The organism is Ruegeria sp. I3, from assembly GCF_056532525.1.
Window position 1 is genome coordinate 393,962 of record NZ_JBQFNI010000001.1, and the last position, 19,765, is coordinate 413,726.

Consider the following 19,765-nt stretch of genomic DNA (forward strand, 5'->3'; position numbering starts at 1 on the left):
TATTAACCCCTTACCAGCGCTTGGTCTTGCAGTTTTGCGTGTGGACATGCCCGCCGCGTGGGATGTCAGCGATGATCTTACCAATGTCTTCGCCATATTTGATCGCCGTATCGCCGTTCTTGAGGTCCGTGAGCGCAATCTTGTGGCCAATCGGAACATCCGCGCCTGCGGTCAGGCGAAAGGTCGAGTTGTCATGTGTAATACAGCACAGCATGTCGGTGCCTGCAGTCAGGCCTTCGACGACCACGACACCGACATTGTCTTCCTCTTCATGCACCAAAAGGTGCGGTATTTCATTTGGGGCTGGATTTGACATGAAGGTCTCCGGTTTTTGCTATGGTTTAAGGATGGTTTTCGGCGCAAGCGTCTTGCCAGCGCGAATGTCTGTAAAGGCCGCGGCCCCGTCGGACAGGTCGCGGGTTTCAACCCAGTCAAGCGTCCCGAGGCGGCCGTTGAACATGGCATTGCATGTGTCGCGGAAGTCCTGTGCGGTATAGGTGTAGGTGCCGATCAGCGTGATTTCCTGCAGCGTGATGCGTCGGATATCCAATCCACCTTCGGAACTGCCTAGGCCGATGTGCAAAATCACCCCGCCCGGGCTGACGAGCGCCGAGGCAACCGCACGGGTAGACGAAAACCCCACTGCGTCGATCACCAATGGAATGTCCTGTTCCGGTGTGTCCACAACGGCGATTCCACAGGTGTCGCGAAGATAGGTCGCACGGGCTGCGTTGGGTTCGGATAAGGTCACCTGCTCGACCCCCATCGCAGTGAGCGCGAGAGCTGCCGCTAGCCCGATTGCCCCGCCGCCAATCACATGGGCACGCCGTTCGTCTGCCGGGTGCAGGGACGCAAGCCCCAGCCGCACCGCATGCCAGCTGACTGCAATCGGTTCGGCGAGTGCGGCCTGCTCCAGCGTGATATGCGAGGGCACTTCAATCAAATTGCGCTCTGGGATAGCGACGTATTCCGCAAAAGCGCCTTCGCGCGGCGGCATTGAGATGATCTGTCGCGAGGGGCAAAGGTTCTCACGTCCGGACCGGCTGGCCGCGCTGTTGGGGTCGTTTACCAGCGGATTGATGGTTACGCGGCGACCATCAGCAGTCACACCGGCCCCCTCATGGCCCAGGATCAGCGGTGCTGGGCGGCGATCATCATGGCCCAGATAGGCGTGCATGTCGGACCCGCAAATACCGACGCTATCGATGCGGACGAGAACCTCATCGGGGCCGGGCTCCGGGTCCGCGAAATAGCGGTATTCCAGTGTTTCGACATCGGTGTAAACCAAAGCTTTCATTTCGCTGTAAACCCTCCATCGACCATCAAAACTTGCCCGGTCACGAAGGCACAGGCATCAGAGCAAAAGAACAGCAACGGGCCGTCGAGGTCTTTGGGCTCACCGTTGCGACCGATACAGGTCTGCGCAGCATTACGGTTCGCGCGTTCAGGATCATTGAACACCGCAGCCGTCAGCTCGGTTCGAAAGAACCCAGGGCCAATCGCGTTTACGCATATTCCGCTTGATGACCAGGCCTCGGCCATTGCTCGGGTCAGCTGTGCCACGCCGCCCTTAGACGCCCCATAGCTAAGCCCACCTGGAAAAGCCCGGCTGGACTGGAGCGATGCGAAATTTACGATCCGTCCCCAGCCTTTGGCCTTCATATCGGGCACTAGGTGCTGCGACAGAAAGAAGGGAACGGCAAGGTTCAATCCCAGTGTGATGTCCCACCCCTCAGGCGATACATCATCCGCAGCCTCGCGCGTGTTGATCCCGGCGGCATGCACCAGAATATCCGGTGCCCCAAACGGCTGCGACGCGGCAACGGCCAGCTCTGCCAACCGATCGCGATCCGAAAGATCCCATGGCAGCGCATGAACCTGATCCAGCTCGGCCAACGCTTCTGCACGTCGCGCCACGCCCACGACCTTAGCGCCAGCATGCGACAGTACCTCTGCCGCTCTGCGACCAAGGCCGGAGCTGGCCCCGGTCACAAGAGCGGTATGTCCAGTGAGATCAGGATGATAGGTCACGGGTTGGGTCAGTCTTCGGCTGTCAGGTCAAAGTTTTCATCGGGGAAGAACTTGGCTAGTCGAATATCCGCGGTACGCGCGTGCCCCTCCATACCTTCAAGGCGTGAGATACGGGCCGTCGCCTGCGCAATCGGCTTCATCGCATCAGCGGTCGAGCGCTGCCAGGTCACGATCTTCATGTATTTATGGACGCTGAGGCCACCGGTGTAAGTGGCCGCCCGGCTCGTGGGCAGCACGTGATTGGTGCCCGAGGCTTTGTCGCCAAAGGCAACCGTGGTCTCTTCGCCCAAGAAAAGCGACCCATAGCACGTCAGCCGATCCAGCCACCAATCAAGATCATCGGCCATGACTGTCAGGTGTTCTGGAGCGTATTGATCCGATGTCGCCGCCATTTCTTCGCAATCCGCGCACAGGATGACCTCGGCATAATCGCGCCACGCAGCCGTAGCGTTTTCGCGGTTCACTTCGGGCAGGTCCTCGATCAGCACTGGCACCAAGCGCATAACCTCTTCGGCGAGGTCGCGATTGTCTGTCACCAGCCAAACCGGTGAGTTGTATCCGTGCTCGGCCTGCCCAACGAGGTCAGTTGCAACAACCATCGGATCAGCAGTGACATCCGCAAGGACCAGACTGTCCGTCGGGCCCGCAATCATGTCGATGCCGACGCGCCCGAACAGGATACGCTTTGCTTCGGCCACAAACTGATTGCCGGGGCCCACAAGGATGTTAGCCTTGGGAAGCCCGAACAACCCGAAGGTCATCGCCGCAACCCCCTGCACGCCGCCCATGGCCATGATCTTGTCGGCGCCACAGATATGCGCGGCGTAGACGATCGCAGGCGCGATACCGACATCCGGGCGCGGCGGCGAGCACGCGACAATGTGCTTACATCCCGCCACCTTTGCCGTGGTGACCGTCATGATGGCGCTGGCTATATGGCTGTATCGCCCGCCCGGTACATAACAGCCTGCCGCATCCACGGGGATCATCTTCTGACCTGCAGTCAGACCAGGGACGACCTCGACTGCGATATCGGTCATGGACGCTTTCTGTGCCTCGGCAAAGCGTTTGACGTTGTTGTGGCTGAACTCGATGTCGCGCTTCAGCTTTTCTGGCACTGCATCCATCGCGGCCTGGATTTCGGCATCGCTGAGAATGACGTTGCCTTCGTATTTGTCGAATTTGGCAGCGTACTCTAGCGCCTTGGCATCGCCGCCTGCTTCAATATCAGTCAGGATTCCCTGCACAATTTCACTGACATCCGACGCTCCGCTGCGCGCGGTCAGCGTGGCTTTCTTCAGGTATTCACGGGTCATGAATTAGGTCCTTTTCTTACCGCGTCTTTCGGCGGCTTATCGATAGACATCAGGCAACAGCGAGGTAGAGAACGCCGGGATATAGGCGATCATCAACGTCACGATCAGCATGAAGAAAACAAACGGGATGGCGCGGTAGGCGATCTTGAGGATCGACTCGCCCGTAATCCCCGACACCACGAACAAGTTCAGCCCCAAGGGTGGAGTAATAAACCCGACCCCCAGCGCGGTGATCATCATGATGCAGAACTGAATCTGGTTCATCTCAATCTCTTGCGCCAACGGGTAGAGGATCGGTGCCAGGATCACGATGTTGGGCGTCGTTTCCATAACGCAGCCCGCAATGATCAGGATAAGGACCATCATGGCGATCAGTACGAATTCGTTACTGCTGACTGAGGTCAAAGCTCCGACAAATCCTTGCGGCACTCCAATGATCGCCAGAGCTTCGGCCAGAGGGATCGAGAAGGCGATGATCGGAAGGATCACACCGTTGACCTTGGCCGAACTGACCAGCATGGCCGGGAAGTCGGACAATTTTAGTGTGCCCAGGATAAACCCGATGACGATGGTCACGACGACCGCCACGGCACCTGCCTCGGTCGGGGTCAGTTTCCCCGAGAAGATGCCGTAGAAAATGATGCCGGGGACAAGGAAAGCGTACCAGCCGGACTTGACCGTCTTCCACAGGTTCGCGCGCCATTCAGCTGCGGTCATCATGCCGCCGCCTTCCCAAAGGTTCAGCCGGTTCATCACGACGTTGGTGATCAGGATGGCCGTCAGGATCAAAAGGCCGGGGATCAGCGCAGCAAGGAACAAGGTCGAGACCGCTATGCCCAGCACGAGGCCGATGATGATATAGGCGATAGAGGGCGGGATGAGGATGCCGGTGCAGGCTCCTGCTGCGACCAAAGCACAGGCGTAGGGGCGGGGATAACCGCTCTCGACCAGCCGGTCGATAGTCATGCGCCCTACCGCTGCCGCACCTGCTGCGTCCGACCCGGAGATCGCCGCGAACATGCCGCAGACCAGGACGGTGGCCGAACCGAAGCCACCCTTGGCCCAGCAGGTCAGGGCTTCGGCGACGTCCAGAAACTTTCGACTGAGCCCGGTTCGGACAAGCACGTCTCCGGTCAGGATAAACAACGGCACAGCTGTCAGCGCGAAGGCATCGATGCCCGAGAACAGCTTTTCGCCGACAAGGCTCAGCGGCAATGCGCCTGACATGATCAGCATTGTGATCGATGCTGCGCCGATCGCGGCCCAGACCGGAACGGCGAGCGCGACAAGAGCGACGAAGAGAATGACGGAGGCGTAGAAATCCCACCCAAGTTCAAGCGTTTGACCGCCGAGTTGTTGCCACATCATGGCTCAGGCCCTCCCTTAATCAAACAGCTTGTCGCCTTCGTAGACGGGACGGCCCGTTCGAAGGTCGGCAATATCGCGGAGGAAGGACTGCACCAGCCGAAAGATGACTAGCGCGAAGCCAAACGGCACCGCCATGAGGAAAAAGACCTGGCTGATCCGCAGGCCGTGTGTGACAGACCCGAATTTCCAGGACACGTGGACTGTCTCCCACGACCAATAGATCGCGACGAGTGCCACGATGAACATCACGATGTCGCCGAAGATATAGAGCAGCGTTTTGACCGTGCGCGGGACGTAGTGCATCAGAACATCAATGCGGATATGCCCGCGTTCCTTGACCGCAGCGGCGGCACCGATCCATGCGAGATAGATGAACGCATACCGGACGATTTCTTCGCCCCAGATGGACGAGTAGGCAAAGACCTCGCGCCGGACCACTTCGATAAACATCGTGCCGACGAGCATGACGTAGAAGACTAAAAGCAGCCAACGTTCGGCATTTTTATCAATCGCTCGAAAGAGCTGAGACATAGCATCCTCACTACCGTCACGCGGCGGCGACGTGTTCTAGCGGGTTTTTAATGGGCAAACATCGGATGAGCCGACGCTGGACGCGCCGGCCCGAAGACGCGATCAGGCGTCGTGCACGTAGTATTTCGCACGCGTGTCTGCGGCTTCTTCCAGCTTGGCGAACGCATCCATCGATCCGGCCAGCTCGGTCTTGAAGCTGTCCCATTCGCTGCGCTGATAGCCACCGGCCTCTTTCCATTCGCCCAACTGATCTTCGCTGAGCGAGTGGAACTCGACGCCGTTCGCGATCAATTGAGACATGGCGTAGGCCCGTGCCGAAGGCACTTTGGACAGGTTCTGCTGCTGGGTGACTTCGCCCGCAAATTCGATACCTTCCTTGACGTCCATCGGCAGGCTGTCGAACCATTCAAGGTTGATCGAATAGACCTGACTGTCCGGCACCGCCTGAGTGAAGGTCACATGGCTGAGGATCTCACCAAAGCCAAAGACATGCAGCGCGCCCACCGAGGGATCAAGCGCATCTGCGACGCCTTGCCGGATCGCTGACGGAGTCTCACCCCACGCAACAGGCGTCGGGTTCGCACCCACCATGCCATAATACTGCTGCAGCATTTTTGATCCGGGTACGCGGAATTTGACACCGGACATATCGCCGGGGGTGATAATTGCGTTGCCTCCCTGGCGAACAGCGACGACGCGCGGATCGATCACGATATACATCAGCGCTTTAAAGCCGGATGCCGCGATCTTGGGGTCTACTTCCGCCTTCCAAGCTTCAGAGGAAGTTAGGTTCGTGAACCGCTGGTTGGACCCGCAGAAATATGGAAGGTTGATCAGGTCGACGACGCTTGCGAAGGGTGCGAAATTTGACAACGAGTGTTGCGCGGCTTGAATGGTCCCCCCCTGAACCGCCTGCGCCAACGCACCACCTGCACCAAGCTGACCACCGGGCGCCAGTTTCACATAGACCTTGCCATTCGTCATGTTCTGGATGTTTTCTTTCAGGTCCAGCTGCATGATCGGATAGCTGCGAGACGCGCCCAGAACATAGGCCGTTGCCAACGTCATCTTGAATTCAGCCGCGTTTTCGCGATCGCGTTCCTCGGCGGCGGTCTGTGCTGCCGCTTCGCTGGACCACAATGTCCCAGCCGCGCCGGCGACCATAGCTGCCGTGAACGAGCCGGTGCCCGCGAGTTTCAAAAAATTCCGACGCTCGGCCGAAGCCAGCTCCTGTTTAGTCTTGTCCATGTGTTCTCCTCCCGTTGGACTTTTTTCGGATTTATTCCTTTGATTTTTTCTCCGAAATTTCTTTTGCTTCGCTCCGCAGAATGCCGATCGAAAAGGCGATGGCCGCAGCAAACAAGATCAACATTTCCCAGATATTGTTGACCAAGGGCGCATTCGAGACTGCTCCGATCACTACGTTCGCTACAAACGCGAGCAGCAATATTCCAGCTATCAAGTATGGCATGCGTCCTCCCCAACCCATCCAATGTCTTGCACTGAGTCGTCCGCAATGTAAGCGCTTACATTTTGTTATGCAAGCGCTTACATTGCATATGTGCTGTAGGTTCCCGACAAATCGTGCTTTTGATAGAATTTGTCTTGAGCTAGTTGCCCATCCAGAATGACAAGAAAAACCATGCCTCAAAGCGGTCACGAAAACACAGTCCCAACCCTTGCAGATGTTGCCCGACATGCGAACGTGTCCACCGCAACTGTCTCGCGGTGCCTGAACTCGCCAGAGCGGGTAGGGCAAAGCACAAGGGAACGAGTTCTGGCAGCTGTACGAGAACTTGGGTACGCGCCAAATTTCGGAGCCCAAGCCCTTGCAGCAAGGCAGACAAATACGATTGCCGCCGTGATACCGACTATGGAGAACGCTGTTTTTGCACGCGGACTACAGGCGTTTCAGGAAGAACTGGTGAGGCATGGTAAAACGCTTTTGGTTGCTTCGTCCGCCTATGATTCAGAGCTGGAAGAACAACAGGTGCGTGCGTTGGTAGCGCGGGGTGCAGATGGGTTGCTGCTGATTGGGTACGATCGCGAACCGGAAATCTATGCGTTTCTGGAAAAGCAGCGTGTACCAACTTTGATCGCCTGGTCATTTGATCCTGACCAATCCCCGCCGGCCATTGGCTTTGACAATCGGGCTGCGATGTTTGCCCTTGCCCGGCAGGTCATTGGATATGGGCATCGGCATATCGCGTGTATCTCTGCTCCAACCGCTTCGAATGATCGGGCAAGGGAACGCGTTCAAGGCATTCGGGATGCCAAACAAGAGGCCGGTCAAGACCCGAATACAATGTTTCTTGTCGAGACCGCTTACGGCGTTGAAACTGGTGAAGTTGCTTTGCGCGAGGTCATGACAGCCGCACCAGAAACCACTGCCGTGATGTGCGTCAATGACGTTTTGGCGGTCGGAGCCTTACGTGCGGCTCGGGAAATGGGGCTTGAGGTGCCCAGGGATCTCTCAATTACCGGTTTTGACGATATCGAAATTGCAATGCTCGCCGAACCCGCTCTTACGACGGTCCATGTCCCGCATCGCGAGATGGGTCGTCGCGCTGCTGGGATGCTGATCCAGATACTTCGTGATGCGCACAGCGGTCAAAGTGTTGAGTTGCCGACAGAAATAAGACTACGTCAATCACTCGGTCCTGCCCGCACTATTGTGTGATCCCAACCTTGAGGGCTATCTCTGGAAATCTACCCGCTCGAATCTACCAACGATGTACGACCCGGATTCGGCATGCACGGCCAATCCAACTTGAACTACTGGTGTGAGTATTTCTTAGACTAAGAGTTTATGGCTAGCAGACTAAGAAAGCTGTGAGGAAGGCCTTTGTACGCGGCTCATCCGTTGCGATGCAGAATGCCCCGAACCGGACGATGCCTGCCGCGGCAATCGGGCAAAAATTATTTTGTCGCGGCTGTCTTTCAGGTTCTGGTCACGTGGTTAACAGAGCCGAAAGTTCATTTGCCCCCTTTTTCAGGATACCCAGAAACGACATCAGGCTGTTGACGTTGTGACGTTGTGTCGGTGCATGAACCGAAAGTGTGCCCACCAATCGGCCTTGCCCATCTTGAACGGGTACTGCTAGGGCCGCCATTCCACTCATGAACTCTTCATCATCAGTGGAATAACCGTTCTCAGCGATATGTTGGATTTCCGTGCGCAATGACTGCGGATCGGTCAGGGAACTTTCAGTCTGTGGCTGCAGATTTCCTGCTGAAAGAAATCCATCCAGTGTTTTCTGCCGGAGCGTGGACAAGTACATCTTGCCGCTGGCGGTGCAATGAAAGGGAACCTGTGTCCCGACCGGTAATTGAATGCGCAAAGGCCACTTCGTCTCAACCCGGTCAAGATAGATCATGCCCTCTCGGTCAGGAATGGCGAGATTGCATGTCTCACCAACCTGCTCGGCGACACTGCGTAAGATCGCCAAACGCGCTGTGCGCAGATGCTCGGACGACATGGTGTTGACTGAAAGCAACCTTAGACGGTGCCCGGGACCGTATGAGCGGCCATCCAGATCACGCTGCAGGAAACCTTCGGCCTCTGCTGTTTGCAACAAACGGTGGATTGTTGGTTTCGCCAGACCGAGTGCCTCGATCAGGTCCGATGGTTTGACGGCAACCCCGCGTCGCGCCACCTCCTCAAGGATGAGGAGAAGGCGCAAGTTAGTTGGGATCTGGGTTTCTTTGTCTTGTGTTTCCGTTTCGGCCATCCCGCAACAGTCTAGTTATTTGGCAGCAGGATCAAGGCCAGATCAGGTACAAGCGAGATCAAAATCCACACTGATATCAGCGCTGCTAGATAGGGCACAGTGTACCGAAGCAGACGGAAGTAGGGAACGCCAGTCACCCCTGATGCCACGTAGAGATTGAGACCGTAGGGGGGTGTGATGAAGCCAATCGAAGCCCCCACAAGGAAGATTACCGAGAAATGGATCGGATCAATCCCGACCGAGGCCGCTATCGGTGCCAGAATCGGGGCCAGGATGATCGTGACAGGCAGGCTTTCGAGTACCATGCCCGAGAAGAAAACGATCACCATCGAAGTAAACAGAACCGCATGGTAGCCCCCCATCGAGGTTACGAAATCCCCAATGGTTTGCTGAGCGCCAAGCAATGACAGGATCTGCTGCATCACCACAGAAATCGCGATCAGCGGTGCGAGGATACCTGTGATCTGGGCCGAGCGGATCACGATTGAGGGGATCTCGGGGATCGTGAAGCCTTCGACGACAAACATCTCGGCATAGCTTTTTTCGGTGGGTGAGATGTCGTTCCGCGCGCCCATGATCCGATTGATCGGATAGCTGACCAACCCCGCAATAACGCAGAAGCCGACCGTCACTCCGGCTGCCTCAGTTGGTGAGAATTTGCCTGTGTATATACCCCACAGCACCAGCCCGATGGCGAAGAATCCAAGCCAGGCACCGAATGCAGTTTTCAGCACCCGGTTCAGTTGCAGCGGGATCAGATGACCCCACCCGTTCATGCGGCAAATGATCCAGCAGGCGAACTGCATGCCAAAGACCATCAGCGCGCCCGGAAGGATACCCGCCACAAATAGCTCGGAAATCGGCAGGTTCATCAGGAAACCGTAGACGATAAAGATAATCGAGGGAGGAATGATGATCCCCACAGTTCCACCAGCCGCAGCGGTGGCTGCGCTGAAACGTTCGTCATAACCCCCTTTGACCATCTCGGGGTGCAGCATCGAACCGATCGTGGCGGTTGTGGCCGAGTTTGAGCCTGAGATTGCTGCGAACAATCCGCAAGCCCCGAGGGATGCCATCGCCAACCCGCCGCGTATCCAGCCCAGACAGGCATAAGCAAAATCGCTGAGCCGCCGCGCGATGCCCGATTTATTAATCAGGTCTCCGGTCAGGATGAACAGCGGCATCGCCAGCAAGGCGAAACCCTTGTTGAACACGTTCAGAAGTTCAGCACCCATGTTGTCCAGCGTCAGGCCAAGAACAAACGAACAGCCGATGACCCAATAGCCGATTACCAACAAAACCGGCACACCCAGCATGAACAGAAAGGTAACCGCAAGAGAGATCAGTGTGACCATAGTTCCGTCTGTCATCAGTCTGCTCCGATCACGGCCTGCTTGATCAGCGGCTCGCCTGTTTTCCAGTTGTTCAGATCATCGGCAAGGTTCTGAAACACGCGCCCGACCATCAGAAAGAACGACAGCGGTGCGGCCAGAAGGAACCACCACTGCATGATATTGTCTGTTCCCAGAACGATCTGAAAGTTTGATGCCGACAATGCCACCAGCCGTGTTGTGGTCACGATGACGATCACCGCAAAGATGAACCACAATATCGCGTCGAGTATCAGGCAAGCCAATTGCCCAGCCCTCGGCATTGCAGTGCGGAATTCGCTGAAGCTCAAATGTGTGCGCAGGCGGACATTGTACGACGCCCCAAACCACGCCATGACCATGAACAGCAGCGGGGGAATGGTGGTCGACCAGGGTTCCTGATCGTTGAACACAAACCGGTCGATCACGCCCCAGAAGATGATTAATGCGATCGCAAGGTAGGAATACACCATCACCGACCGTTCCAGATGACGTTCAACAAAGGGCACCGCCCGATAGATCAACATGATCACGATTCCGCCAATCGCCGAGACAATCGCGCCCAACACCCAGGCGGCGTCGGATTCCAGTGCGGATTGAATCTCGAACGAATCCTGGCTGAGAAAGGCGCTGAAAATCGCGCCGATGTCTGCCCAAAACGACATGAACCCCGTCCTCCCAGTCGGTATGAAGTTGAACCGGCCCGCTCAGGGCCGGTTCGTAACAGTCTATCAGGCTTCGCCTTTCCACCAACGGCGCGGTTCGACATTTTCCGGCAGGGTGTCAGCCGGAATCTCGCGCGCGATGTCGTAGATTTCCTGATAGGTATCAATGCCGCCTGCCCATTTATTCAGACGTTCGCGCCACTGGGCCCAAGGCTCTGGGTTGTAGTTCGGAGCGCACATCTCTTCGGCCAGCTTGATCTGATCGTCAGCCAGGAATGCCGGGCGCACGCCATTTTCGGCGAAGATAGTGTCCGGCAATTGCGGCTCCGAGAAGCCTACAGTATTCAGCAATGCGGCTTCATTCGCACCCTGGATCAACGCTTGAGTGAAGTAGGAAGATTCCATAACTGCGTCTTGCAATTCTCCACTCAGACCGTCAAAGACCTCGGCCGACATGGACGTATGTTCAGTGCCGCAGAAAAATTTCAGATTGACCGACTGCGAAACCACCGGCGCCATGTTGGCGTAAGCCACTGCCGAGGCCCAGGTTTCCGCCCCATCGATCAGACCTGTCTTAAGCGCATCCAGTGTCTCTTCCCAAGCCACCGGGACTGGGTTCAGATTCAGCAATTGCATTGCAATCCGGCCCAACTGCGTACCCGTCACGCGGTTCTTGGTACCAAACAACTCTTCCAGTTTGGTGACGGTCGGCTTGTCGGCAAAGGTCGAACCCATTTGCAGGCCGCGTAGCTCACAATGGGTAAACAGGAACTTCAACCCGTGCCGTTTTTCCAGCGGATCACGCAGGATGCGCTGGCTCGCCGGGCTATAGAAGAAGTGATACTGCGCCGCGCGGCTGGGGAACATATAGGCATAGTCCAGCACGTTCAGATAAGGTGCGCCTCCGGCCGAGTTTTGAGTTGAGGCGGCATAAATATCGACGATTCCCTGTTGGGTCTTTTCGACACAGCTCAGCTGGCCGCAGATCTGGTTGTCGCCGATGAATTCGATGCGAATCTCGCCGTCCGTGCGTTCTTCCAGGTCGCGCGCGAACTCAATTGCGCCGGCGCGCTCAATCAACAGGTTGCGGGTGTTGAAGCCCGACGCGCCGAATTTCAGCGTGTGCTTCGGCTCTTTCGAAAAGCGCTTTTCATAGGTGGATTCGGCGGCCTGCGCCAGATTCGCCAGACTCATCGCGCCGCCGAACCCGCCCGCCGCCAGCAGTGTCGAGCTCATGCCGTAACGCCCGGCCACGCGGAAGAAATCTCGCCGTGAAATACCACTTAGTTTCCGTCCGATCTCCATTGCTTACCTCCCTGATCGCAATTATTGAGACGTTTTGTATCAAAAAAGGCTAGTATAATTCTTGCATCTTGCATAGAGTTTTTTTCAGCGACGTTGGAAGGAGGCGGTCATGGAGGTGGATTATGCAGTTGTTGGCGCAGGATCGTCGGGCTGTGTCATTGCCAATCGGTTGAGCGCAGACCCCAACACAACTGTTGCGCTGCTCGAAGCAGGTGGCCGCGATACCAACCCGTGGATTCACATCCCCGTCGGCTATTTCAAAACGATGCATAACCCCTCGGTTGACTGGTGCTATCGCACTGAGCCCGACCCCGGCCTTAACGGTCGATCCATCGACTGGCCACGGGGCAAGGTGCTGGGTGGCTCATCCTCGCTGAACGGGTTGCTCTATGTGCGTGGCCAGAAGGAAGATTACGACCGCTGGCGGCAAATGGGCAACGAGGGTTGGGGCTGGGACGATGTGCTACCCCTGTTCAAACGCTGTGAGGATCAAGAGCGCGGCGAGGATGAATATCATGGCGTCGATGGCCCCTTGTCAGTGTCCAACATGCGCATTCAGCGCCCGATCTGCGATGCCTGGGTCGCGGCGGCACAGGCCGCCGGTTACCCGTTCAACCCAGATTATAACGGGGCCGAGCAAGAAGGTGTGGGTTACTTCCAACTGACCACGCGCAATGGCCGCCGCTGTAGCGCCGCCGTCGCCTATCTCAAGCCCATTCGCAGTCGTCAGAACCTCAACATCATCACCAAAGCGCTTGTGTCGCGTGTGGTTCTGGATGGGAAAAAAGTAACCGGGCTGGTCTACCGGGATCGTTCTGGTGCCGAGCAGACCCTGACAGTTCGGCGCGAGGTCATCCTGTCCGGTGGGGCGATCAACTCTCCCCAAATCCTGATGTTGTCAGGGATCGGAGAGCCGGATCATCTAAAGGAAAATGGTATCAAACCGCTGCACGCCCTGCCGGGTGTTGGCAAAGGTCTTCAGGATCACTTGCAGGCGCGGCTGGTGTTCAAATGCAATGAGCCCACACTGAATGACGAAGTTCGCAGCCTGTTCAATCAGGCGCGAATCGCGCTGAAATACGCACTATTCCGTGCGGGTCCGATGACAATGGCCGCCAGCCTTGCGACTGGTTTCATGAAAACCCGGCCCGATGTTGAGACGCCCGACATTCAGTTCCACGTGCAACCCTGGTCCGCCGACAGCCCAGGCGAAGGCGTGCATCCGTTTTCGGCCTTCACGATGTCGGTCTGCCAACTGCGTCCGGAAAGTCGGGGAGAGCTGCGCCTGAACGGACCGGACCCATCCGAACATGTCAAGATCATCCCGAACTATCTGTCCACTGAAACGGACTGCCGAACCATTGTCGACGGCGTGAACATCGCGCGCGGGATTGCCAAACAAAACCCTCTGGCCTCGAAGATATCAGAAGAGTTTCGACCAACGGCAGAGCTGAGCTGCGAAGACTATGACGGCACTCTGGATTGGGCCAGATCGAACAGCGTGTCGATCTACCACCCAACCGGCACCTGCGCGATGGGGAACGCCGAGACGTCTGTTGTCGACGCAAGACTAAAGGTACACGGTATTTCGAACCTGCGGGTGGCTGATTGTTCGATCATGCCGGAAATCGTCAGCGGCAACACCAACGCACCAGCGATCATGATTGGCGAAAAGGCAAGCGACCTGATTAAGGCGGATGCTTGAGAAATCTGCCATCGTATCTGATCGCCTGATCCCTACAGTATCAATAGATCAGTGCGTCAATCGCATTAAAAACGATCTGGCGCTGTGCCGGTGGTTGGAATCTGCATTCGCTTTGCGACCGCTTTGTCTTGTGACTAAACGAAGTCTGGTAACCGAACCTCGGATGATATTGCGTTAGCCAATAGTCCTAACCGCAACTCCAACTTTCTTTTGACCTCCCCCGCGTTTCGGCCGACTCAAAATCGGTCTTTGCTGCCTACATGATTGTCTCAGGCAGCTCCCTTTGGCTAACATTCACGAATTCCAAAACGACACGCTACCCACGTGCTAATGACGTGCCAACAGGGAACTCATAATAAAGTCTTCAGCGCACACAATGATCCCGGTCATGGGCAATTCTGACAGCACACTACGATATGCACTGCCTTCCAGAACTTCGATCACCAGTTGTGACGCCTGAAGGGGATCCGGAACGGCGCGCAATTCACCGCCGGTAATTCCTCGCTTCACTACGGCTTCCAGGGCCTCAGTCAAACTCGACCGGTTCTCGACGAACAGCTGCGCGATGTCCGGTTGACGAACTGCTTCGCTCGAAATTTCCAATGTTAAAATAACGTTATCCGGCGCAGCAAGGTATTTTGCGTAGGCCTTGATGAACTTTCTTATGACTTTGGGCGCGGGCGCATCTGAGTTCAGGATTTTCAGAAACGGCTCCATCTCGCGGCGTTCAAGTATTGCGATTTCTACAAGCACATCATGTTTGCCGCGAAAATGATTATAGAGATTTCCAAGGCTGACGCCCGCCCGCGTAGCGATATCGCGGACGCCTGTCTGATGATAGCCGCGCTCAAGGAAACACATAACTGCGGCCTCCAAAATCTGGTTGCGACGCTTGGCTGTTGCCTTTTCCCGGATTGATTCCGGCTTCTTGGTGTCATCGGACATTTTTTCAACTTAATATTGAACGAACGATCGTTCATAGTATATGACACTCTATCGAATGCCACAAGGTGCAATGGATTCGGCGGCACAGGAAAGACTGGTCTATGACAGAAAAATCTTTGGAAACTCGGCAAAGACCGACCCGGCGATGGCTTTGGATTGGACTATCGTTGGCACTGTTTGTAGCGATCGTCGTCCTCCTGTTTGATACAGAAGATACAATTGATGTTCAGGCAACAACGACCTCACCTCCGCCACCGACCGTCTCCGTCGTCACAGTAGTTTCGGCAACCGTACAAGCGCGGGTTTCGGCGTTTGCCGAAGTTCGGCCTCGGTGGGATGCCAAGCTGCGATCTGCTGTGTCCGGGCGCATCATTGCGGTACACAACGCCGCTTTGGCAGGGACTAAGGTGGAACGGGGTGCCCCTTTGTTTTCAATCGAAAATGCACCTTATCAAAGCGCCGTTGCAGCCGCTGAGATGGAGCTTGAGCAAGCGGAACTGGCGTTATTGCGCGCGCAGAACAAAGTGACAGTCGCGCAACGACAGTTTGATCGGGATGAAACAGAACCGCCAAACGAACTGGCTGTGAATCTACCGCAATTGCGCATTGCCGAGAAAACCGTTGCAGCTGCACAGGCACGGCTGAATGCGGCGCGAAATGAACTGAAGGACGCGGAGGTTGTCGCCCCTTTTTCGGGATTTGTAACCCATCGCTTTGCCAGCCTGGGCCAGACGGTCAACCCAGGCGATGCCCTGATACACCTTTCGGACGACCAGCAATTCGAACTGGTCGCCGAGTTTAGTCAGGCGGACTGGGCGTTGTTGGATCATCCGATCTCTGGCGCCACTGCTGATCTGACACAGCGCTCGGGCGGAGCGTTGGGGCGGGCTCAAGTCCGGCGTGGAGGAGGGTTTCTGGATCAAGACACACGGCAGGTGCGGGTCTTTCTGGATGTCACAAAGCCCGATGAACGCATACTCGCCGGAGACTTCCTGCAGGTTCACATTCCCGGACGCCGAATCTCGGACACATTAACCCTACCCGAAAGCGTCCTGACCCGTGCGGGATACATTTGGATTGTAGACGATAAGGACCAATTGCAGAGGCTTAGCCCGAACATCCTGTTCCGCAGCGAAAGTACAGTGACGGTATCGGCTCCCGAAGGGACCGGCCCGTGGCGCGTGGCCAAAACACCTTTGGCCTCGTTTCTACCGGGTCAGCGAGTGACGCCGCAATCAGATGGGGGCTGAGCCATGCACGCTCTGACATCCTGGTTTATCCGAAATCCGGTCGCTGCCAATTTGATGATGGCGCTGATCCTATTTCTTGGGGTGCAAACGCTGCTGAACATTCGGATCGAAGGCTTCCCCCGCATTCCGCCGGAAAGTGTTACAATCGCGATCGAGTTTCCGGACGCTACAGCCGAACAGGTTGATGAATTGGTGACCCAGAAAGTTGAGCAGGCCCTCGAAGGTTTGGAGGGCGTGCGTAGTGTGATCTCACAATCCCAAAATGACCTAAGTGTCGTGACTGTCCGCCGCGCAGGTGGCCAGAAACTACAAGCCGTCCTGGATCGTGTCCGTATTCGGATCGACGGCTTGACTGATCTGCCTGATACTGCGCGCCGACCCGTGATCGAAGCCTCGGGTTTCGATTTCCCGGCGCTGTATCTGAACTTGTTCGGAGAAACAGACCCCGCCACATTGCAGAGCTTGGCACAACGCCTGAAAGAAGAGTTGCTGGCGCAACCGGAATTGTCGCGGTTGCAAATCTGGGGCCTGATACCGCGTGAATTACGCATCGAAATCGACCCGGCGTTGCTGCGCCACTATGGGTTGACGGTTTCGGATGTGACCCGCGCCATCGAAGGGAATTCGCTGGCCTTTCAGGCAGGTCGTCTGAGGACTGATGGCGGTACGATTTATCTGCGGGCCGATGACAGGGCGAAATACGTGCCGGAATACGCAGCTCTGCCGATTATCGAACGTGACGACGGGTCCTATGTGCCTTTGGGCGATATTGCCAAAATCGAAGACGGGTTTCAGGACGGCGAGTACCTGTTTCGCCTGAACGGCAAACCAACCGTAGGGATGGAGGTTCTGGTCGGGCAGAAGGAAAACCTGCTGGAGATCAGTGATGTCGTGCGCAGCACGGTTGACGAGTTCAGCCGACAACTGCCGTCGCAGGTTCAGGTCGAGGTCTGGGGTGATAGCGCTGGCTACATCTCGGACCGTCTGGCGCTGTTGCGCTCAAACGGGGTGCAGGGTTTGATCCTTGTGACCCTGATGCTGTCGATTTTCCTGAACGTGCGTTTGGCCTTCTGGGTTGCCATGGGCATTCCCGTTTCGGTCATGGGGGCGCTTGCTGTCTCGGGCTCGAAATGGGTGGACTATTCGCTGAACGATGTCACGACTTTTGGTCTGATCATTGCCTTGGGAATTCTGGTCGATGATGCCGTTGTAGTCGGCGAAAGTGTTTTTGAAGAACGCCGCAAGGGGAAGGACCCGATTAGGGACACGGAACGCGGCGTGCATCGCGTGGCCGTTGCGACCGTCTTTGGCGTGCTGACCACAATCGCAGCCTTTTTCCCGATGCTGTTGATCGACAATCCGCTGGGCAAGGTACTTGCCGGGTTCGCGGGCATCGTGATCCTGACGCTGATCTTTTCGCTTATCGAAAGCAAATTCATCCTGCCCGCCCATCTGGCGCAGGTTTCGATGCGGCAAGAGCGTCGATACCTGCTGACCCGCTTGTGGGGGCGGGTACAGGATTCTGCGCAGGGCGGGTTGTACTGGGTGCGGGATCGCATCTACCAGCCTTTGCTCGTCGCGGCGGTGCGTCAGCGCTATGCCGTGCTGATCTTGTTCATTGCCGCCGCAACGCTGGGGCTTGGCCTGATGTACAAGGGCAAGGTCAGGACGGTGTTCTTTCCCGAGGTGCCCGGTCAGGTCATCACGATGAACCTGGAAATGGATGCCCGCTCCCCCTTTGCACTGACCCGCACGAACGTGAATCGGATCGAAGCCGTGTTGAACGAGCTGAACGTCGAGCTTGCAGAAGAGGCGAGCATGTCTGCTCCACCCGTTCAGACAGTATTCACCATCATCAACAGCGCTGGAAATGCGCAAATTTTCGCTGAAATGATCCCGGTAGCTGAGCGTCCGAATGTCCCGATCCTTTCTGTGGTCCGCGAATGGCGCGACCGGGTCGGTGCGGTCGAGGGCGCCACCGAGTTGGAGTTCACCGGATCGGAAACGCTTGCCGGAGGGTTCCGAATCCGGTTGGCGTCAAAAGACGAAGACCTTCTGCAGCAAGCCAGCGCCGAAATGAAAGGTTTCCTGTCGAACATCGAGGGCGTGGCAAATGTAAGGGATGGGTTGGTGGGCGGCCAACCTGAACTGAAACTCCGCCTGCGCCCGGACGCGCGGCACCTTGGTTTTAACGCCGAGGCTCTGGCCAGACAGATTGGCTATGGGTTCGGCGGGGCCGAGTTGACCAAGGTCAGACGCGATGGGTCCGAAGTCCGCGTAGTCGTACAGAACGCGCGTGAAAACCGCGATACGTTGGCGGATCTGGTGCAGACCCGGTTGCGCAGCGCATCCGGCGCTTGGGTGCCGCTTGAGACCGTCGCCGAAATCGAGGGTACCTATGCCTCTGGCACTATCGATCGCCGTGACGGCAAGCGCATGAACATCGTAGCCGCGTCCATCGACCGCGACCTTGTTGCTCCCGAAGAGGTGGGGCAGGCGGTGTTCGAGCAGCTGGTCCCGAAACTCCGTGCCAAATATCCCAGCGTAACCGTCCTGCCGGCCGGTGAACTGGAAGAGATGGCCGATATAAGCGATGGCCTGAAGCGCGCGCTGTTGCTGGCAGCCGTTCTGATCTATGTGCTGATGGCCGTGCCGTTAAAAAGCTATTGGCAGCCTTTCGTCATTCTGGCCATCGTGCCATTCGGCTTTATCGCAGCCGCCGTCGGGCACCTGATCATGGATGTCTCGCTGTCGCTGTTTTCGTTCTTCGGCATGCTTGCTCTGACCGGTGTGATTGTGAACGACAGTCTGGTCATGATCACCCGCTACAATCAGGCGCGAGAGGAAGGTCAGCCCGTGAATCTGGCGCTGAGAAGCGCAGGCATTGGACGTTTCAAGGCGATCTTTCTGACCACCGCAACCACAGTGATTGGTCTGCTGCCTTTGCTGACCGAAACCTCTGAGCAAGCGCAGTATCTGATCCCTGCGGCAATCTCTTTAGCTTTTGGAGAACTCTTCGGCACAGCCCTCATGCTGCTGTTGGTGCCGGTACTGATCGCCATCACCGAGGATGTCATTGCCATTTTCAAGTCACCCCTTCCGCAGCCTTCTGAAGAAAGGACAAAGCCATGATACGGAACCTTCTAGCCCCTGCGTTCGCCGTGGTAACGCTTGCGACACCGGCCGCCGCCGAGGGTCTGAATGTGACTGTGGACGGCATCCGCAACGCCAACGGCAACATCGTGATCCTTGTATTCGATAACGCGCGCGCCTTTGACAGTTTGGATGTCTGGAGCGCCATTGACTACGCCCAGATTCCGTCACGTAAAGGCAGCGCCAGCCATGAGTTTTCTGGCCTGAATGCGGGCCCATACGCTGTGCTGTTGTTTCATGACGAAAACAAGGACGATGACCTGAACATGACTGAGACAAAACTGTTGGAGGGGCTGGGTTCAACAGGTGCCTCAGACCCTCAGGACGAGCCGGATTTCAAGGCTGCCTCGGTCTGGCCGGGCGATGTGCGTGTTCGCATTCACTATGATCAGTAA

18 protein-coding genes are annotated in these 19,765 nt (G+C 56.6%); 5 read left to right on the forward strand and 13 right to left on the reverse strand.

Annotated elements, in window-relative coordinates:
- Window positions 1-10: 10 nt before the first annotated feature.
- The 8 genes from ACR0L9_RS02110 to ACR0L9_RS02145 form a co-directional block, all read right to left on the reverse strand.
- The gene (locus tag ACR0L9_RS02110) at window positions 11-316 is read right to left on the reverse strand and encodes a UxaA family hydrolase (RefSeq protein ID WP_170392543.1); all 306 of its coding nucleotides are present in this window, start codon (window positions 314-316) and stop codon (window positions 11-13) included.
- Window positions 317-334: 18 nt separating this feature from the next.
- Window positions 335-1,297, reverse strand: a complete 963-nt coding sequence (locus ACR0L9_RS02115; protein ID WP_170392542.1) for an alcohol dehydrogenase catalytic domain-containing protein — start codon at window positions 1,295-1,297, stop codon at window positions 335-337.
- Window positions 1,294-2,031: an SDR family oxidoreductase gene (locus ACR0L9_RS02120; RefSeq protein WP_170392541.1), complete on the reverse strand. Its 738-nt coding sequence runs from the start codon at window positions 2,029-2,031 to the stop codon at window positions 1,294-1,296. The genes ACR0L9_RS02115 and ACR0L9_RS02120 overlap by 4 nt, the downstream gene beginning before the upstream one ends.
- An 8-nt stretch (window positions 2,032-2,039) precedes the next feature.
- Window positions 2,040-3,347 carry a histidinol dehydrogenase gene (gene hisD / locus ACR0L9_RS02125; RefSeq protein ID WP_480894550.1) on the reverse strand — a complete coding sequence of 436 codons (1,308 nt, stop codon included), beginning with the start codon at window positions 3,345-3,347 and terminating at the stop codon, window positions 2,040-2,042.
- 36 nt (window positions 3,348-3,383) lie between these two features.
- Complete coding sequence (locus ACR0L9_RS02130; protein WP_170402124.1) at window positions 3,384-4,715, reverse strand: TRAP transporter large permease; 1,332 nt, start codon at window positions 4,713-4,715, stop codon at window positions 3,384-3,386.
- Window positions 4,716-4,730: 15 nt separating this feature from the next.
- Window positions 4,731-5,246: a TRAP transporter small permease gene (locus ACR0L9_RS02135; protein ID WP_170392538.1), complete on the reverse strand. Its 516-nt coding sequence runs from the start codon at window positions 5,244-5,246 to the stop codon at window positions 4,731-4,733.
- Between the two features lie 102 nt (window positions 5,247-5,348).
- Entirely contained in the window at window positions 5,349-6,494 is a 1,146-nt protein-coding gene (locus ACR0L9_RS02140; RefSeq protein ID WP_170392537.1) for a TRAP transporter substrate-binding protein, read from the reverse strand.
- 31 nt (window positions 6,495-6,525) lie between these two features.
- Complete coding sequence (locus ACR0L9_RS02145) at window positions 6,526-6,717, reverse strand: hypothetical protein (protein ID WP_170392536.1); 192 nt, start codon at window positions 6,715-6,717, stop codon at window positions 6,526-6,528.
- Between the two features lie 171 nt (window positions 6,718-6,888).
- On the opposite strand from ACR0L9_RS02145, the gene ACR0L9_RS02150 reads away from it, so the two are divergent.
- Window positions 6,889-7,926 carry a LacI family DNA-binding transcriptional regulator gene (locus tag ACR0L9_RS02150; protein WP_170422384.1) on the forward strand — a complete coding sequence of 346 codons (1,038 nt, stop codon included), beginning with the start codon at window positions 6,889-6,891 and terminating at the stop codon, window positions 7,924-7,926.
- A gap of 271 nt (window positions 7,927-8,197) precedes the next feature.
- On the opposite strand, the gene ACR0L9_RS02155 is transcribed toward ACR0L9_RS02150, so the two are convergent.
- The 4 genes from ACR0L9_RS02155 to ACR0L9_RS02170 form a co-directional block, all read right to left on the reverse strand.
- Window positions 8,198-8,977: an IclR family transcriptional regulator gene (locus ACR0L9_RS02155; RefSeq protein ID WP_170402115.1), complete on the reverse strand. Its 780-nt coding sequence runs from the start codon at window positions 8,975-8,977 to the stop codon at window positions 8,198-8,200.
- A gap of 11 nt (window positions 8,978-8,988) precedes the next feature.
- Window positions 8,989-10,347: a TRAP transporter large permease gene (locus ACR0L9_RS02160; protein ID WP_170392534.1), complete on the reverse strand. Its 1,359-nt coding sequence runs from the start codon at window positions 10,345-10,347 to the stop codon at window positions 8,989-8,991.
- The gene (locus ACR0L9_RS02165) at window positions 10,347-11,012 is read right to left on the reverse strand and encodes a TRAP transporter small permease (protein ID WP_170392533.1); all 666 of its coding nucleotides are present in this window, start codon (window positions 11,010-11,012) and stop codon (window positions 10,347-10,349) included. The genes ACR0L9_RS02160 and ACR0L9_RS02165 overlap by 1 nt, the downstream gene beginning before the upstream one ends.
- A gap of 66 nt (window positions 11,013-11,078) precedes the next feature.
- Window positions 11,079-12,317 (reverse strand): TRAP transporter substrate-binding protein, encoded by a 1,239-nt coding sequence (locus ACR0L9_RS02170; RefSeq protein WP_170402109.1) that lies wholly within the window; start codon window positions 12,315-12,317, stop codon window positions 11,079-11,081.
- 109 nt (window positions 12,318-12,426) lie between these two features.
- On the opposite strand from ACR0L9_RS02170, the gene ACR0L9_RS02175 reads away from it, so the two are divergent.
- Entirely contained in the window at window positions 12,427-14,022 is a 1,596-nt protein-coding gene (locus tag ACR0L9_RS02175; RefSeq protein WP_170392531.1) for a GMC family oxidoreductase N-terminal domain-containing protein, read from the forward strand.
- Between the two features lie 327 nt (window positions 14,023-14,349).
- Here the strand turns inward: ACR0L9_RS02175 and ACR0L9_RS02180 are convergent, their stop codons facing one another.
- A complete protein-coding gene (locus ACR0L9_RS02180) occupies window positions 14,350-14,967 on the reverse strand; it encodes a TetR/AcrR family transcriptional regulator (protein ID WP_480894552.1) in 618 nt (205 codons plus the stop codon).
- Window positions 14,968-15,134: 167 nt separating this feature from the next.
- Here ACR0L9_RS02180 and ACR0L9_RS02185 point away from each other — a divergent pair, with 167 nt between their 5' ends.
- Genes ACR0L9_RS02185 through ACR0L9_RS02195 form a run of 3 tightly spaced genes read left to right on the forward strand, consistent with a single transcriptional unit; the run spans window position 15,135 to window position 19,765 of the window.
- Complete coding sequence (locus ACR0L9_RS02185; RefSeq protein ID WP_480894554.1) at window positions 15,135-16,217, forward strand: efflux RND transporter periplasmic adaptor subunit; 1,083 nt, start codon at window positions 15,135-15,137, stop codon at window positions 16,215-16,217.
- A gap of 3 nt (window positions 16,218-16,220) precedes the next feature.
- Window positions 16,221-19,349 (forward strand): efflux RND transporter permease subunit, encoded by a 3,129-nt coding sequence (locus ACR0L9_RS02190; RefSeq protein WP_480894556.1) that lies wholly within the window; start codon window positions 16,221-16,223, stop codon window positions 19,347-19,349.
- On the forward strand, window positions 19,346-19,765 hold the full coding sequence (locus ACR0L9_RS02195) for a DUF2141 domain-containing protein (RefSeq protein ID WP_480894558.1): 420 nt from the start codon (window positions 19,346-19,348) through the stop codon (window positions 19,763-19,765). The genes ACR0L9_RS02190 and ACR0L9_RS02195 overlap by 4 nt, the downstream gene beginning before the upstream one ends.

Coding starts and splice junctions, on each gene's coding strand:
- ACR0L9_RS02110 (WP_170392543.1), bottom strand. CDS start 316: ATGTCAAATCCAGCCCCAAATGAAATACCGCACCTTTTGGTGCATGAA.
- ACR0L9_RS02115 (WP_170392542.1), bottom strand. CDS start 1,297: ATGAAAGCTTTGGTTTACACCGATGTCGAAACACTGGAATACCGCTAT.
- hisD (WP_480894550.1), bottom strand. CDS start 3,347: ATGACCCGTGAATACCTGAAGAAAGCCACGCTGACCGCGCGCAGCGGA.
- ACR0L9_RS02130 (WP_170402124.1), bottom strand. CDS start 4,715: ATGATGTGGCAACAACTCGGCGGTCAAACGCTTGAACTTGGGTGGGAT.
- ACR0L9_RS02135 (WP_170392538.1), bottom strand. CDS start 5,246: ATGTCTCAGCTCTTTCGAGCGATTGATAAAAATGCCGAACGTTGGCTG.
- ACR0L9_RS02140 (WP_170392537.1), bottom strand. CDS start 6,494: ATGGACAAGACTAAACAGGAGCTGGCTTCGGCCGAGCGTCGGAATTTT.
- ACR0L9_RS02145 (WP_170392536.1), bottom strand. CDS start 6,717: ATGCCATACTTGATAGCTGGAATATTGCTGCTCGCGTTTGTAGCGAAC.
- ACR0L9_RS02150 (WP_170422384.1), top strand. CDS start 6,889: ATGCCTCAAAGCGGTCACGAAAACACAGTCCCAACCCTTGCAGATGTT.
- ACR0L9_RS02155 (WP_170402115.1), bottom strand. CDS start 8,977: ATGGCCGAAACGGAAACACAAGACAAAGAAACCCAGATCCCAACTAAC.
- ACR0L9_RS02160 (WP_170392534.1), bottom strand. CDS start 10,347: ATGACAGACGGAACTATGGTCACACTGATCTCTCTTGCGGTTACCTTT.
- ACR0L9_RS02165 (WP_170392533.1), bottom strand. CDS start 11,012: ATGTCGTTTTGGGCAGACATCGGCGCGATTTTCAGCGCCTTTCTCAGC.
- ACR0L9_RS02170 (WP_170402109.1), bottom strand. CDS start 12,317: ATGGAGATCGGACGGAAACTAAGTGGTATTTCACGGCGAGATTTCTTC.
- ACR0L9_RS02175 (WP_170392531.1), top strand. CDS start 12,427: ATGGAGGTGGATTATGCAGTTGTTGGCGCAGGATCGTCGGGCTGTGTC.
- ACR0L9_RS02180 (WP_480894552.1), bottom strand. CDS start 14,967: ATGTCCGATGACACCAAGAAGCCGGAATCAATCCGGGAAAAGGCAACA.
- ACR0L9_RS02190 (WP_480894556.1), top strand. CDS start 16,221: ATGCACGCTCTGACATCCTGGTTTATCCGAAATCCGGTCGCTGCCAAT.
- ACR0L9_RS02195 (WP_480894558.1), top strand. CDS start 19,346: ATGATACGGAACCTTCTAGCCCCTGCGTTCGCCGTGGTAACGCTTGCG.